The following is a 15,852-nucleotide window of genomic DNA, read 5'->3' as shown; positions in this document are numbered from 1 at the left end:
CTATTTCTTTTCGTTGTCCTTTGCTGTCATGGCTTTATCTGTATTTTTTGTACTGTAATAGTTAGGGGGGAACCCGTTAAGGTTTCGCCATATTTCATACCATACTGGTACATTATCAAGCAATGCTATGGTTTGTGCTCCCGCGCCTATACTTAACTGTTCAGGCCATGCCTGTTCATCGGCATCCGGCGATACAAGTATCCTGTATTTTCCGTTAGGGCTAATAAAGTTCTCTATGGCAACAACGCGTCCGCCAAAAGTACCGTATGATATACCCGGCCAACCCGAAAATACAATTGTAGGCCAACCGTCAAACCACACCCTTATTTTAGAACCTCTTTTAATTAACGGAAGATCAATAGGGTCTACATAGGTTTCTACCGCAATGTCATAACCTGCCGGCATGATGCTCACAACAGAAGTACCTTCCTTAATGGTTTCTCCAATACCGCTAAGTAAAGCCTTGTTTATATAACCGTCCTGAGGAGCTTTTATATAATATAATCCGTTACGGATGCTGTAATTAACATACTGGTTTTCCAGTTTTGTAACCTGGGCATCGGTATCATAAAGGCTACTCATTGCAGTATATTTGTCGCTGTTCGCTTTTGCAATTTTTTCAGTATACTCGGCTTTAATACGGTTTATTTCAACTCGTGAATTGATGAGCTCATTTCGTGAACCTAAAAGTTTGTTTTCCTGTGTAATGATTTTTGCCTGTGCTTCCTGTAGCTTAAGGCGTTTTTCCTCTACATCGGTTAGCGGTTTCAGTCCGTCTTTATTTAGGGTAACAGCCCTGTCAAACTGGGTTTGTGCAATGGTTAACTGAGTGTTTACCGCTGCAAGATCCATACTGTCACTTTTTACTTTTAGCTGAGCCTGTTTTATTTTATTACGTCCCTGCTCCAGTTTAAGGTTAAGTTCGTTGTTTAGGGAAACTATTTGGTTTTCCAGTGCCAATACTTTTCCGTCATATGACTTACGTGCCATTTTTTTTGCATCTACCTGTTGCTTTGTATTCTCTACAAGATTAGGATCAAAGTAGTTCTCCTTAACCTCAGATATAAATACAATTGTGTCACCCTTCTTTACAAAATCACCTTCCTGTACATACCATTTTTCAACCCTTCCGGCGATGGCTGAATGAATGGTTTGCGGACGCTGATCGGGCTTTAATGTGGTAACTGATCCTGTACCCCTAATATTTTGTGTCCAGGGTAAAAACAGGCCAATAAAACATAAAAGGCATACAAGTACTATTATCCTGTTCAGGATTTTATAGTGAGGCCTGCTGTTAAGCACCTTAATGGTTTCATATCCGGTTGGGTTTTCAACACGTACCGGATTATTGTTAGATATATTAAGCATTGCCGTTTATGTTTATGTCGTTAATCACTTGTCCGTTTTCCATTTCAATTTGTCTCTTACAGGCTTTTTTCCAGTATTCATCAACCGAAGAAATTACTATTGTCCAGTTATGGTCGGGGCTTACTAAAAAGTCGATTATTTTTTTAGCCGATTTTGGATCCATACTGATAGTAGGTTCTTCAAGGAAAAGAATTTTAGGGCGTTTTACAATGGCTCTTGCAATCATTATTTTTTGAATGATTGATTGGGTTAATTGTCTTCCGTCTGGGTTAACAGGGGTATCCAGTCCCATAGGCAGCCTTTTTGTAGCAGTTGTTAAACCTACTGCACTGAGAGCCCATTTTACATCTTCACCGCTTATATCAGGATTATTGAAGGTAATATTTTCCAGCAGAGTCCCTTCAAATGGAGTATCCTCCTGCATTACAACACCTATATGGCTTTTGTAACACTCGCTTTCAGACCTCTTTACGATATTATCATTAATGTATAATACTCCCGAGCTTGGAGAAAGGAATCCTGATAACAACCTTACCAAAGTGGTTTTCCCTGAATTATTGGCTCCTGTAATAAATACCTTTTCTCCCTGAATTATTTTCAGGTTTACCTTTTTAATGATGTCCTTATCATTGTCAGGGTACCTGTAAGTCATGTCCTCAGTTTCTAAGGTATAGTCGGTTTCTATGCAATCGATGTTTGTATTTTTTATACTTTTTTCAATTTCAAGATCAGTTACTAAACCTATTTTCTCAACTGCTGTAAGTACATCATAAAGGGTTTCAAATCCTAAAATAAGTTTTTCTACCGAGTTGATAATAAGTAAAATTATAATCTCTGCAGCAACAAACTGACCGATATTCATTTGTTGGTTAAGCACAAGAAAACCTCCTACCGAAAGGAGCCCGGCGGTTATAAATACCTTATAGGCGATAAGTTGTGAAAACTGCCTTTTAATCACATTAAAGTGCTTTTCCCTGAATGAAATGTAATTATTTACTAGCTTATCGTTTTTGTTCAGTGCGTACTCAAAGTTGTTTTTACGTGAAAAGCTGTTTTTGTTTCGTGCTATCTCCTGTAACCAGTAAGCCACCTTATATTTAAAGGTAGACTCTTTTATGCTGGTGTTTAAACCATCCTGAAATGAAAATTTGAATATGATGTAAAGCAGTATAAGTAGCAGTACACCAAATATTATAAAAAAGGAATGGTAAAGTGACAGTAGTACCAAACCAAGTCCAACCTGTAATATAGCCGTTGTAAAATCAAGCAATAGTTTTGATGTACCCTTTTGTATGGTTAGCGTATCAAAAAAGCGATTGGCTACTTCGGGCGGGTATTTATCATACAGGGAATCAAAAGTAAGTTTTGGTAAACGATGGGCAAACTCAAAAGAAGACCTGATGAATATTTTTTGCTGAAGGTTCTCTGTTATCCTTAACTGCATTAAGGTAAGTATACCTACCAGTGCCACACCCAGAGTTACAATAATTATAAGTACAATCCAGGAAACACTTATTTGTCCTCCCTGTATAAAATTAACTATGGCTTGTATACCAAGAGGTAATGACATACTTATTAGTCCTGAGAAAGCTGCATAAAAAACAATCTGGTATATATCTTTCTTATCCAGCTTTAAAAGGTTATAGAAGCGTTTTAATGGGGTCATATATTTTTTAGTTTAAAACTTTATTAATCAAATCGAGGTAAAAATCGCTTGGTGAAATCTCATCACTACAATTGGTTAGTGATGTTAGGTGCTGTTTTAAAAAATGCTGATGCAAAGCCCCTTCAACTATAGTACTTGCAAGCGAATCAGGGTAGGGGTAGCTACTATTCACTTCTTTAATTATTCCTGAAATACGATGTATTACTCTTTTATAAATTACAAAAAAGCCATTTCTGTTTTCTTCATCAACCTCTTTGGTAAGCAAGGTTTTAGTAAAGTCAGATATTATTATCTGCTGTAACAGGGCTTCATTAATATGTTCGGTAGATTCATCATCTTTAGTTTCTTCTGTAAATAATGAAACGGTTTTATTAAGGCGGTCTTTAGGGTTGGTTAGGTTAGCTGTTTCAAAAACCAACCTATATTCCATCCAGCTCCAGTACCATGAGGTAAGGTAAACCAACAGTTTATGTTTGTTCTCAAAATACCTGTATATGGAACTTTCGTTACTTTCAATACGCTGTCCCAGCTTTTTAAAGGTAAATGCCTCAAAGCCTATCTCTTTAATAAGTTGTATACTTTCATTCAATATTTTCTTTCCCAGTGCCGAGCTTTCAGGGTCTTTCAGATAAACATTTTCGTTTATCATAAGCTTTACATTGGATAGTACTATTCTCATTTTTGAAATATTTACATGCAAAAATAATAGTAATACTTTTAAAAATAAATTTTAAATCTAATTTTAACGTTTGTTTAGTTTGGTTTTGCAGTAGTTAAATTATTGAATTTGTTTTTAATAACATGATTTAAGTTACTCATTTTGATTTAAATTTCTTTATTGTTCCATTAAAATAATTAAGTAATGCACTACTAAATTTATATTTTTGCACCTCTTAAAATATAAATTATGGCTTCAGGTATTTTTGCAGTTTTAGATGATATAGCTGCCCTTATGGATGATGTTGCTGTTGCAAGTAAAGTAGCGACAGAAAAAACGGCGGGTATATTAGGTGATGACCTTGCAGTTAATGCCGAGAAGGCAACAGGTTTTGTATCGTCAAGAGAGTTGCCTGTACTTTGGGCTATCACTAAAGGATCGTTTATAAATAAGCTGATAATAATTCCTATCGCTTTACTTTTAAATGCTTTTTTCCCGATAGCTATTAAAGCAATTTTGATAATGGGCGGATTTTATCTTGCTTATGAAGGGGTAGAAAAAATAATTGAATATTTTTTCCATCATCCTGAACATATAGAAACTGCTGACCTAAAAGAAGGTATTGCTGATGATGTGGAAAAAAATAAAATCAAGTCGGCTATTACTACCGATTTTATACTCTCTATAGAAATTGTGATAATTGCATTGGGTACTGTTTTAGATAAGAGTCTTACCATACAAATTGTAACAGTAACTATTGTAGCGTTTTTGGCAACAGTTGGTGTATATGGACTTGTGGCAGTTATTGTAAGGATGGACGATACAGGTTATAAGCTGATAAAATACTCTAAAGGGAGTAGTTTTTTTACAGCTATTGGTCAAACCCTAATTAAGCTTTTACCGTTAACCATAAGGTTTCTTGCTGTAATAGGTACTATAGCGCTTGTTTTAGTTGCCGGAGGTATATTTGTTCATAATATAGAATACTTACACCATATTTTCCCCGACTTACCGTCGGTTGTGAAAGAAACAGCGGCAGGGTTGATAGGCGGTTTGGTAACTGTAGCAATTATTACCGGTATTAAAAAAGTAGTTTCCCTTTTTAAAAAGAAATAATTATCTGTTTTTAATTTCTAAGGATTAAACATAAAAAACATCTAAAGCACTATGGGTTTTAGATGTTTTTTTATTTAATATAACTTTTAGCCTATTACAGCCTTTCTAATACTTTAATTTTTTGAATTAAAGCTTCCGATTCCTGAAAATTGAGGGTTTGCTGTCCGTCAGACAGTGCTTTTTCCGGAGTAGGATGTACTTCATATATCACACCGTCTGCTCCGGAAACAATTGCAGCCAGTGCAATCCCCGGGACATAGTCCCTTATCCCTACACCATGAGAAGGGTCGGCAAGTACAGGTAAATGGGTTTTGTCTTTTAAAACCTGTATGGCGTTAATATCAAAAGTATTCCTGTAGCTGGTTTCAAAAGTCCTTATGCCTCTTTCGCATAAAATAATATCTTCATTACCGGCACTAAATACATATTCGGCAGAATATAACAGCTCATCAATACTGCCGCTGATTCCCCTTTTTATCATAACAGGCTTGTCACTTTTTCCCAATGCATCCAACAGGTTATAGTTTTGGGAATTTCGTGCACCAACCTGAAAGATGTCTATATATGGATAGAGTTCTTCTATTTGTGAGGCCTGCATCACTTCGGTAATGATTTTGATACCTCTTTTTTTACAGGCGTTGTGAAATAGTTTCATCCCTTCAATACCTAAGCCTCTAAAAGCATAAGGGGAACTTCGGGGCTTAAATACACCACCACGCATTATTTTAATACCCTGTTGAGAGAGGTGTTCTGCAATGCTTTCAGCCTGTTTTTCACTTTCAATAGAGCAGGGACCTGCTATTATCGTTTTTTCTTTGCCACCAATATATACGTCATTTCCTAAGTTTATTGATGTATAGTTGGTTTTCCATTTACGGGAAACCAGTTTGTATTGGTCGGAAACACGATGTATATCTTTCACAAGCGGTAGATGCCCCAGTTGCCTTATGTCTATTTCTTTGTTACCAATGCATATAAGGTAATTTTTCCGTTGTGTTTTAACATGGGTTGATTTATACCCTAGTCCTGCTATGGTTTCGGTTAAGGAGAGTATATCTTTTGTTTCTGTATTATGTTCTAACTGTAGTATCATGACTTACTGTTTTAATGAAATTTTTAATTTGTTGTTTGAGCTCTCCCTGTGCTATAGCTCTAATAAATGCGGTTCCTATAATTGCTCCCTCAGCATATTTACCTACCTGTTTTACATCTTTCCTGTTTTGAATACCAAAGCCCACAATACAGGGGTTATCCAATTTCATGGAGCTGATTTTACTGAGATAAGCTTCACGTTTTTCTGAAAAACCTGTATGCTCTCCCGTTGTTGAAGATGATGACACCACATAGATAAAACCTCCCGAAACAGAGTCTATGTACCTGATTCGGTCATCAGAAGTTTGTGGAGTAATAAGCAGAATGTTTTTTAGATTTAACTGTTTAAAATCAGTTTCATAATTTTCCTGATATTCCTCTATGGGCATATCGGGTATTATGAGTCCGTCAATACCAATAGCAGCTATTTTTTCTAAGAAAGAAGTAACACCGTATTGTAGTATGGGGTTGTAATATCCCATAAGCAGTAAAGGGATAGAGATATATTCCCTTAATGTAATTAGTTGTTCCAACAACAGTTCAATACACATTCCGTTTTCTATAGCTGTTTTACTGCTGTTTTGTATAACGGGACCATCTGCCAACGGATCACTAAACGGGATGCCAATTTCAAGCATATCTACACCATTAGCTTCCAGTTCTTTTGCTATTGTAAGGGTGTCGTTCAGGTTGGGGTAACCTGCCGTAAAGTATACCGACAGCACGGTTCCCGACTTATTTTTAAATAATGAATCAATTCTGTTTTCCATGAGGTAAGTGTTTTGTATAGGTTTCTAAATCTTTATCGCCTCGACCTGATAGGTTTATGACTACAACATCATCTTTTTTAAAAGAGATGTGGTTAAGGCAGGCAAGGGCATGAGCACTTTCAAGCGCAGGGATAATTCCTTCCAGTTTACACAGTTCATATCCTGCTGAGAGCGCATCGCTGTCGGTTATAGCAATAACTTTAGCTCTGCCTGTTTGTGCTAAATGAGCATGCATAGGGCCCACACCGGGGTAATCCAGCCCTGCTGATATACTGTATGGTTCGATTATTTGTCCGTCGCAGGTTTGTATCATAAGGGTTTTACTCCCGTGGATGATTCCGGGAGTACCAATAGAGATAGAAGCGGCCGTATGGTTAGTATCTATGCCTTTTCCTGCGGCTTCGGCAGCAATTAGTTTTACATCAGGTTCATCAATAAAGTGATAGAAAGCCCCCGCGGCATTACTACCACCGCCAATACAGGCTATTATATAATCAGGATTTTCATTTCCTGTTTTTTCCTTTAGTTGCTGTTTGATTTCCTCGCTTATTACCGACTGGAATTGGGTTACCATATCAGGATAGGGGTGTGGCCCCACTACCGATCCTATGATGTAATAAGTATCTTCGGGGTTATTTATCCAGTCCCTAATAGCTTCGTTTGTGGCATCCTTAAGAGTTTTACTCCCGCTAAGGGCAGGACGGACTTCTGCGCCCAGTAAACGCATTTTTTCAACGTTAGGAGCTTGTCTTCTAATGTCTGTTTCTCCCATATACACGATACACGGAAGTCCCAGTAAAGCACATACCGTAGCAGTGGCAACACCATGCTGACCCGCACCGGTTTCGGCAATAATGCGTTTTTTGTTAAGGTGTTTTGCCAGTAATATCTGCCCTATGGTATTGTTTATTTTATGGGCCCCGGTATGGTTAAGATCCTCTCGTTTCAGATAAATTTGTACACCGTATTTTTGTGAGAGCCTATTGGAATAATAAAGCGGACTTGGTCTGCCTACATAATCTCTTAATAGTGTTTTAAGCTCCTCTTTAAATTTATCATCATTTAGTACCGCTTTGTAATTTTGAAGAAGCTCTTCAATATTACTATGAAGTAATTCGGGGATGTAGGCACCGCCAAAATCACCGTAAAATCCTTTGTCGTTTATATGATATTGTGTTTTCATACTCTGCTGAATAATTGTTTTAAAAGTGTTATATCCTTTAAGCCATTAGGCTGTTCAAACCTACTGTTTACATCTATGCCTGTACATTTGGTATGAATAAGGTTTTCAATAAGTGCAGTAGCTGTTTTGAGGTCGAGTCCGCCACTTATTAAAAAAGGTGTTTCTAAATCATACCCCTTGAGCAGGGTATGGTCAAATAGTTTTCCGCTGCCGCCATAACTTTCTGTAGAAGTATCGAACAGAAATAAGTCAGTTACTCCCTCATAGTCCTTGCATCTATTAAAATCAAATGAGCTGTTTACTCCAAAGACCTTTATTACAGGAACATGCTTTTGGATTTTGTCACACAGCTCTACTGATTCATCACCATGTAACTGAACGCTATTCAAATCATACTTATTAACTAGGTTAATAATATTTTCTTCCGTTTCATCTACAAAGACTCCCACTTTATTTATGGTTTTTGGGATTTTGGCTATTACTTCTTCATTAATGGTTGGGACAGCATATCTTTTTGATTCTTTGTAAAAGATAAACCCCATATAGTCTGGTTCCAAACCTGCAACCTGTATTATGTTAGCCGGGTCTTTTAACCCACATACTTTAATTTTCATAACTAACAGTTTTAAGATTTAAAGCATGTTGTACATTAGAGATAAGTTCGTAGCAGGCTTTTTCGGGTTTGGAATGTTTCATAAACTGTTCTCCCATAAGGAAACCATGAAATCCGTTTTCTTTGAGCAGCAGTATGTCATCGACTGTTTTAATTCCGCTTTCAGATACTTTTACAACACTATCAGGTAGATGAGACGCAAGTTTTAAGGAACGCTCAATATCAACCGTAAAGGTTTTCAAATCCCGGTTGTTTATTCCCAAAACATCTGTTTCTGGTAAGTAATATTCCAGTTCGTTAAGGGTGTGGGTTTCCAATAGTACCTCTAAACCAAGCTGATGGGCAAGGTTTGTAAACGCTTTACACTCTTCTATAGTAAGCACATTTGCCAGTAGGAGTATGGCATCTGCTCCAATGGACTTAGCTTCAATAATCTGGTATTCATCAACTATAAAGTCTTTCCTTAAAATAGGACAGTAGTTATACTCACGTGCAGTTGTCAAATCATTGTTTGTTCCGCCGAAAAAAGTATTATCTGTAAGTATGGATAGAGCACTGGCGCCTGCCTGCATATAGCCAATGGATGTCCTCTCCACATCTACATAAGGGTTTATATTGCCTTTAGAAGGGGATTTACGTTTAATCTCGGCTATAATACCAACTCTGTCCTTACACTGTAAATAGTGTTTTAACGATACTGTGGGGCTGTCAAAGTAAATACTGCTTTCCAGTAGTTTTATTGGATAGAGTTCTTTTCTCTCGGCTACTTCTTTCTTTTTATTTTCAATTATCTTATTCAAAATATCCATGTTAATTGCTGTTTATAAGTTGTTTAAATGTGTGGTATGCCTTACCGCTTTCTATAATTTCTCTGGCTTGGGCAATACTTGTAAGCCTGTCTTTCCCTGTAGCCGATTCAATCGCTATACCCGCATTTACCGCAATGGCATTGTTTTGTGCAGATGTGCCTTCACCCTTAATGATATTGATGAAAATATCGGCAGCGTCCTTTACACTATGTCCTCCAAATAATGCTTCTGGCGAAGCGGTAGGAATGGTAAGGTCGCGCATACTGATTTGCTCTTCACCTTTACGGCTAAACAGTTTAAAATCGCCCGTGGTAGAGATTTCATCATAACCGTCAATAGAGTGTACTATGGCATATTTGCATTCCTGTTGTTGTAACAGATAGTGGTAGTTACGGCCTATTTCGGCATGGTATACACCAATCATCCTGTTCTTGGGAAATGCAGGGTTAATTAAAGGACCCAGCATATTGAAAAAGGTTTTTATACCCAGTTCTTTCCTTACCGGAGCTGCGTGTTTTAGTGTTGGGTGAAACAATGGGGCATGTAAAAAACAGATGTTATAGTTGTCCATTTGTTTTTTAAGGACATCAATATCATTGGTGAACGTGTACCCTAAATGCTCCAATACATTTGACGAACCGCTTACGGATGAAACTCCGTAGTTACCGTGTTTTGCGACAGGTACTCCATAGGTAGCTACTATAAATGCTGTAATGGTAGAGATATTAAAAGTGTTTTTACCATCGCCACCTGTACCGCAAACATCCATAACTTCCTGATTAAAGGAAACAGGGATGCATAATTGTAAAAGGGCATTGCTAAACCCGTTAAGCTCTTCGGTTGTCATACTTCTCATTAGGTATACTGTGATGAACGATGCAATCTGGCTGGAATTTACCTTTCCGGTGGCAATCTGCTCCAGTGCATTGTAAGCTTCGTTACTGCTAAGTGTTTGATACTGATATAGTTTTTCCAAATATGTTTTCATGTTAGTGAATTTAAGTTTAGACAATAGTTATCCGGGGTGAGTAAATCACCTTTATTTTTTTGGCTAGAGCCGATTAGTTATATAGAAAGGAAGAGTTAGGCGCTAAGCCAGCTGTGAAGTATCTGTTTACCGTATTGAGAAAGTACAGATTCAGGATGGAACTGAACACCGCGAACATCCAGTGTTTTGTGTTTTATGGCCATAATGTTTCCGTTATCATCTGTAGCTGTGACTTCAAGAGTATCGGGTAAAAAGTTATTGTCTACGGTCCATGAGTGGTAACGTCCGGCTAAAAAGTTATTAGGGCAGTCGTCAAAAATAATATCAGGATTAGTGATGGTAATGGTTGTAGCAATGCCATGAAATACCTGTTCCTGATTTTTAAGTTTGCCTCCGTAAGCTTCACCAATAGCTTGTAGCCCAAGGCAAACACCAAAAATACTTTTGGTTTCACCGTAGGTTTTGATAATATCGGGCAGTAAACCTGCTTCGCGGGGAATACCGGGGCCGGGAGACAGAAGTATTTTGTCAAAACGATTTATTTCCGCGAGGGCAATCTTATCGTTTCGATGTACTTCAAACTCTATATCACTTACCTGTTCTACAAGCTGAACCAGATTGTAAGTGAAGCTGTCATAATTATCTAAAATTAGCAACCGTTTCATCTTCTGTTTTATTAATCATTTTTAAATTAGTATCTGAATTGGCATTTCGGATAGCTTTCCTTAATGCATTTATCTTATTGTTTACTTCCTGCAGTTCGTTTTCTTCATTGGATGAATGTACTATACCTGCACCTGCCTGATAGTGCAGTATGTTGTTTTTACTTAAAAACGAACGGATGATAATAGCGTGCTGGGTTTGATTATTAAAGTCAATGTATCCCACACTGCCACCATAAAAACTACGTCCTGATATTTCATACTCATGAATGAGCTGCATGGCCTTGTGTTTAGGGGCTCCGCTTAGTGTACCGGCTGGGAAAGCATTCAGTAAAGCGTTATAAGCCTGATGGTTTTCTCTCAGTTCTCCCGAAACTTCAGATACCATATGGATAACATGGGAATAGGAGTGAAGTTCTTTATAGTAGTTTACGGTAACACCGGTAGCATTTTTACCAAGGTCGTTACGGGCAAGATCTACGAGCATAACATGTTCGGCATTTTCTTTAGGGTCGTTTTTCAGTCTTTCAGCAGCTAGGATGTCTTCGGTTTCGTTACCACTTCGTTTTACAGTTCCGGCTATAGGGTGCACTGTAAGCCTCTTATCTTTTAAAATAATCTGAGATTCGGGAGATGACCCAAACAGTTTAAAACTGCCGTAATCCAGGTAAAAGAGATAAGGTGAAGGATTAATACTGCGCAAAGCCCGGTATACGTTAAATTCGTCTCCGTTAAAGTGCTGGGTAAATTTTCTGGAAAGTGCCATTTGGAAAACATCTCCGCGCAGACAATGCTTTTTTGCAGTACTTACCATGTTTTTGAAACTATTGTCATCAATTTCGGTTTCTTCACTATCTATGGTATAAAAGTCGTAAACGTTAGCGGGCTTGTTTACTACTTGTGAGCTTATATTATCAAGATTGCTTTCAGCTGTTTCCTGTTCTGTGTGATGGGAGAAGATGTAGAGTTCGTCATATTGATGATCAAAAACCAAAACATACTGATAAACAGCATAGAAAAGGGTAGGTATACTTTCGCCTGATTTACTCAGTTTAGTGTCTTCTGCATATTGTATAGTATCATATCCGGTGTATCCAAAGAGTCCGTTTGAGGTGAAAGGGAAATTGAATTTTTTTACAGAGAAGGATTTGATGTAACCGGAAATGAAATCGGTAATACTTTGATTACAGTCAACCTTTTCATTATCTATATAAAAGCCTTTATCTTCAATATGGATACTGGAAAGCGGATTAAGGCAAATGTAGGAGTAACCGTGTTTCCTGTTGAGTATCTCTGAATTTTCAAGTAGTAACGGTTTTTCAAAACTATCCCGTACCTTTAGGTATACCTGTATGGGTGTCAGCGTATCTGACGAGATTTTTTTATAGGATGAATACATCTTTTTTGTGTTCATATTTTAGGATTTAAAAGTGAATTAAAAACAAAAAGCCCGCTGTTAGTGAACAGCGGGCCCGTGTATATTGGTATCCTTTGAGTATATATAATAACTTAGCTGTTCACAATATTTATTGTAAACCACCACCAGTTATTATTTAGGATATTTGTTGTCATATTTAATGCAACATTAAAACAAATAAATTACATATCAAAAGACTTTAATATTTTTTTGATATAAAAAAAGAATACCTGCCTTTAAATAAGTTGTTTGTAACACGTTTATTATGAGTTTATTAAAGCTTCTCTTATTTCAGGTATTTTTACTTCAAAAACTTCAAACAAGCCTATTTTTTCTAAAAGGAGTGCCTGTTCTTTAATGTTACTCATAGCTGTTTTGTACTCATTTGAGTTTTTATCCAGGTTGATTACAGTCTTACAGTTTAGGAGAAAAGCTCCTATACTTCCTTTTCTTATTTCCTGTCCGTTAATGGTTACCTGGTTTTGATTATCCGGTAAAAGTTCTTCTGCTTTCATTTTTATCTTTTTTAGTTATAAAGCAAAATTCGGCATCTATTCTTTTTTAGACGATAACAATTGTTAAGAAGTGTAAAGTGAGTTTAATGTAGATAGAAACGTATTTTTTTACTTAATGGCATATTGATAAATTTAATTCTATATAAAATCTTAATATTATCTTTATGGACAAATAGAAATTCATGAACTACATCATATCTGTTGCGGTAATTATAATCGTCGCACTTTTCTTTATTCTGAAAAAGCCTAAAAAGGCCGTTGCAAAACCTTTTCCGTCACATTGGCACCAATTATTGTTGGATAATGTATTGTTTTACCGAAACCTTACACCTGAGAGGCAAACCGAATTTCAAAAACGTATTATGCAGTTTCTTAGTGAGGTGTATATAGAAGGGGTTCAGTTTGAAGTAACTGATTTAGACAAAATATTAGTAGCCTGTAGTGCTGTTATTCCTGTATTTGGTTTTACCGAATGGCATTATTATAACCTTAGTGGTGTATTGTTGTATCCTGATTATTTTAACGAAGATCTTGATTTTGCCGATACGGCCAAGTCACGTAACATAGGCGGACTGGTAGGTACAGGTAGGTTTGAAAACCAGATGATTTTGTCCCGAAAAGCTTTATATCACGGTTTTTTTAATACTACAGATAAAGGGAATACAGGTATACATGAGTTTGTACACTTAATTGATAAAATGGACGGACTTGTAGACGGGGTTCCCGAGAAATTGCTGGGGCACCAATATGCAATACCGTGGTTGGATTTGATACATAAAAAGATGGAAGCTATTAATGATGATAAGTCAGACATACGCGAATATGGAGGTACAAATCAGGCTGAATTTTTTGCTGTAGCGTCAGAGTATTTTTTTGAACGACCTGATTTATTAAAACGTAAACATCCTGAGTTATATAAAATGATGGAAATGTGTTTTAATACAAATAAGCAATAAAAACTCCGGCGAAAATTTTCTTGTTTTAAATAAGTTATTGTGTGGTTTAGCAATAAATGCACCTAATAACCTAAAAAATCAATCTCACTCCCGAAGAGACTAGTTTTAGATTAATGTTATTGCCCTTAAGGCAGAACAAAACAACAGGAAGTTTTATTAAATATTCTACGATATGTATATACAGATATGGTAAGGTCATACTAAATACCAACTAACCTATTATTTTAGACAGGGTGAACCATAATAGAAACTTATCTTTTAAAATAGTATCAAAAAAATATTATTAACATTGTAAAAAGAAGAGAGCAGGTTTTTTAATTGGGAAATTCAAGTAACAAAATTTTACCTATTTCCATATATTTGCCTTAATTCATTAAATACCTTTCTTTTTGAAATCACTTATTATCTTTTTTGTTGCCATATTATCATTTCTTGGATTAAGCGGGCAGGACTTATCTTCTGCAAGGCAGGAACTGGATAATGCCTTAATGCAAAAAGAGCATTTTGCAGAAATTAAAAGAAAAAAAATCGCAGGTTACAAAAAAGAAATTACTCCCGGTTTGGATTTAAAAGAGGAGTATGGGATTAATGAAAAGCTCTATAAGCAGTACAGGAAATTTAATCTTGATAGTGCTATTTACTACATAAACAGGAACATCTCTATAGGGAAAAAACTTAATAGTAAATACCACAGAGACCGTTCATCAATACAACTGGCAAACCTATATTCTTCAAAAGGAAATTTTCTGGAATCGCAGTCGTTACTGGACGGTGTTAATATTACCAAACAATCAAATGATCTTAAAGCTTTATATTATGAGTTTTACAGTCAGTTTTACGAGCATTATACAACCAATAATCCAAGTGAGCATTATGCAAAACAAATAGAGGTATATAGAGATTCCCTGTTGCAGGTACTTAATAGAGACTCTAATAAGTACAAAATAAATTTGGCCCAGCAATTAATGTACAAAAAGGATTATTCAAAGGCTCATGAACTGCTTGAGAAAATGGAACGTAACAGCACGGTAAGAGATCCCGATTATGCCATGTACGTTTACCTTTTAGGGGATATTTATATGCGGGAAGATGAGCAGGAGGAAGGTATAAGGTATTATTGCCTTGCAGCAGTTACTGATATTGAAAATGGTATTAGGGATCATGGTGCTATACAAAACCTTGCGATATATTATTACTATCAGGGTAAAATTGATTTAGCCTATAAATATGCACAGTCGGCACTTGAAGATGCTGTGGCTTGTAATGTAAAATTCAGAACCCTTATGATGTCTGAATTTTATTCAATTATAAACGCTTCGTATCGGGAAAAAGAAAATGCAGCCAAAAGTACTTTACGAACCTACCTTACTTTAATAAGCATTCTCAGCTTCTTTTTGATTTTAGCTGTAGTCTATGTTTATAGCCAGATGAGACGAATTTCAAAAGTCAAGGAAGAGCTTCTTATATCAGGTGAAAGGCAAAAGAATCTTAACATGGAGCTTAAAACTGCCAATGAACAACTTAAGGTGTTTAATTCGCAGCTTCATGAGTCCAATAGGGTGAAAGAGGAGTATATAGCGCAATTTTTTGATATCTGTTCTTCCTACATAGCCAAGCTTGATGATTATAGAAAGAAGCTGAACAAAAAGGCTATGAACAAACAGTTTGATGAGCTGTCTAAAATATTAAAATCAAGTAGTGTGACCAATGAGGAACTTCATGAGTTATATGAACGATTTGATACAATTTTCATAAATCTGTATCCTAATTTCGTAAGTGAGTTTAATGACATGTTATTGCCGCAGGAAAAAATTGAACTCAAGCCCGGTGAATTACTGAATGCCGAATTACGAATTTTTGCACTGGAGAGACTCGGGATTAGTGATGCAGTTAAGATAGCTTCCTTTTTACGATATTCTTTGAGTACCATTTATAATTACCGTACTAAGGTGCGAAATAAAGTAGCAATATCACGTGAAGAATTTGAAGAAAGACTTAAAATTATAGGTTAAGTCAATTGTTAAATTTCTCGTTTTTAT

The 15,852-nt window shown here is 36.4% G+C and carries 15 protein-coding genes; 3 read left to right on the top strand and 12 right to left on the bottom strand.

Features of this window, described 5'->3' with window-relative positions; translation table 11 throughout:
• From ABS768_RS01905 to ABS768_RS01895, 3 genes are read right to left on the bottom strand one after another with little or no spacing between them, the layout of a single operon-like run.
• A complete protein-coding gene (locus ABS768_RS01905) occupies window positions 1-1,368 on the bottom strand; it encodes an HlyD family secretion protein (protein ID WP_408073257.1) in 1,368 nt (455 codons plus the stop codon).
• Window positions 1,361-3,034 carry a peptidase domain-containing ABC transporter gene (locus tag ABS768_RS01900; RefSeq protein WP_408073256.1) on the bottom strand — a complete coding sequence of 558 codons (1,674 nt, stop codon included), beginning with the start codon at window positions 3,032-3,034 and terminating at the stop codon, window positions 1,361-1,363. The genes ABS768_RS01905 and ABS768_RS01900 overlap by 8 nt, the downstream gene beginning before the upstream one ends.
• Before the next feature lie 7 nt (window positions 3,035-3,041).
• Window positions 3,042-3,713 carry a TetR/AcrR family transcriptional regulator gene (locus ABS768_RS01895; protein WP_408073255.1) on the bottom strand — a complete coding sequence of 224 codons (672 nt, stop codon included), beginning with the start codon at window positions 3,711-3,713 and terminating at the stop codon, window positions 3,042-3,044.
• A 228-nt stretch (window positions 3,714-3,941) separates the two neighbouring features.
• Here ABS768_RS01895 and ABS768_RS01890 point away from each other — a divergent pair, with 228 nt between their 5' ends.
• Window positions 3,942-4,808 carry a DUF808 family protein gene (locus tag ABS768_RS01890; protein ID WP_408073254.1) on the top strand — a complete coding sequence of 289 codons (867 nt, stop codon included), beginning with the start codon at window positions 3,942-3,944 and terminating at the stop codon, window positions 4,806-4,808.
• Window positions 4,809-4,902: 94 nt separating this feature from the next.
• On the opposite strand, the gene ABS768_RS01885 is transcribed toward ABS768_RS01890, so the two are convergent.
• The 9 genes from ABS768_RS01885 to ABS768_RS01845 all read right to left on the bottom strand — a co-directional run bounded on the left by ABS768_RS01885 (window position 4,903) and on the right by ABS768_RS01845 (window position 12,857).
• On the bottom strand, window positions 4,903-5,901 hold the full coding sequence (locus tag ABS768_RS01885) for a bifunctional 3-deoxy-7-phosphoheptulonate synthase/chorismate mutase (protein WP_408073253.1): 999 nt from the start codon (window positions 5,899-5,901) through the stop codon (window positions 4,903-4,905).
• Window positions 5,879-6,670: a tryptophan synthase subunit alpha gene (trpA, locus tag ABS768_RS01880; protein ID WP_408073252.1), complete on the bottom strand. Its 792-nt coding sequence runs from the start codon at window positions 6,668-6,670 to the stop codon at window positions 5,879-5,881. The genes ABS768_RS01885 and trpA overlap by 23 nt, the downstream gene beginning before the upstream one ends.
• A complete protein-coding gene (trpB, locus tag ABS768_RS01875; protein WP_408073251.1) occupies window positions 6,654-7,853 on the bottom strand; it encodes a tryptophan synthase subunit beta in 1,200 nt (399 codons plus the stop codon). The genes trpA and trpB overlap by 17 nt, the downstream gene beginning before the upstream one ends.
• On the bottom strand, window positions 7,850-8,467 hold the full coding sequence (locus ABS768_RS01870) for a phosphoribosylanthranilate isomerase (protein ID WP_408073250.1): 618 nt from the start codon (window positions 8,465-8,467) through the stop codon (window positions 7,850-7,852). Before ABS768_RS01870 ends, trpB begins: the two co-directional genes overlap by 4 nt.
• The gene (gene trpC / locus ABS768_RS01865; protein WP_408073249.1) at window positions 8,457-9,275 is read right to left on the bottom strand and encodes an indole-3-glycerol phosphate synthase TrpC; all 819 of its coding nucleotides are present in this window, start codon (window positions 9,273-9,275) and stop codon (window positions 8,457-8,459) included. The genes ABS768_RS01870 and trpC overlap by 11 nt, the downstream gene beginning before the upstream one ends.
• A gap of 1 nt (window position 9,276) precedes the next feature.
• Window positions 9,277-10,263 (bottom strand): anthranilate phosphoribosyltransferase, encoded by a 987-nt coding sequence (gene trpD, locus ABS768_RS01860; protein WP_408073248.1) that lies wholly within the window; start codon window positions 10,261-10,263, stop codon window positions 9,277-9,279.
• Window positions 10,264-10,358: 95 nt separating this feature from the next.
• On the bottom strand, window positions 10,359-10,928 hold the full coding sequence (locus ABS768_RS01855) for an anthranilate synthase component II (protein WP_408073246.1): 570 nt from the start codon (window positions 10,926-10,928) through the stop codon (window positions 10,359-10,361).
• Complete coding sequence (locus ABS768_RS01850) at window positions 10,903-12,339, bottom strand: anthranilate synthase component I family protein (RefSeq protein ID WP_408073244.1); 1,437 nt, start codon at window positions 12,337-12,339, stop codon at window positions 10,903-10,905. The genes ABS768_RS01855 and ABS768_RS01850 overlap by 26 nt, the downstream gene beginning before the upstream one ends.
• Before the next feature lie 266 nt (window positions 12,340-12,605).
• Window positions 12,606-12,857 carry a hypothetical protein gene (locus ABS768_RS01845; RefSeq protein ID WP_408073243.1) on the bottom strand — a complete coding sequence of 84 codons (252 nt, stop codon included), beginning with the start codon at window positions 12,855-12,857 and terminating at the stop codon, window positions 12,606-12,608.
• Between the two features lie 182 nt (window positions 12,858-13,039).
• Here ABS768_RS01845 and ABS768_RS01840 point away from each other — a divergent pair, with 182 nt between their 5' ends.
• Both ABS768_RS01840 and ABS768_RS01835 read left to right on the top strand, forming a co-directional pair.
• Complete coding sequence (locus ABS768_RS01840; RefSeq protein ID WP_408073242.1) at window positions 13,040-13,813, top strand: M90 family metallopeptidase; 774 nt, start codon at window positions 13,040-13,042, stop codon at window positions 13,811-13,813.
• Between the two features lie 389 nt (window positions 13,814-14,202).
• On the top strand, window positions 14,203-15,825 hold the full coding sequence (locus ABS768_RS01835; RefSeq protein ID WP_408073241.1) for a DUF6377 domain-containing protein: 1,623 nt from the start codon (window positions 14,203-14,205) through the stop codon (window positions 15,823-15,825).
• Window positions 15,826-15,852: the final 27 nt, after the last annotated feature.

It is taken from the genome of Flavobacterium rhizophilum (assembly GCF_046000485.1).
GTDB lineage: Bacteria > Bacteroidota > Bacteroidia > Flavobacteriales > Flavobacteriaceae > Flavobacterium > Flavobacterium rhizophilum.
Note: the sequence above shows the minus strand (reverse complement) of the source record. Positions and strands in the feature narration are given on the sequence as shown.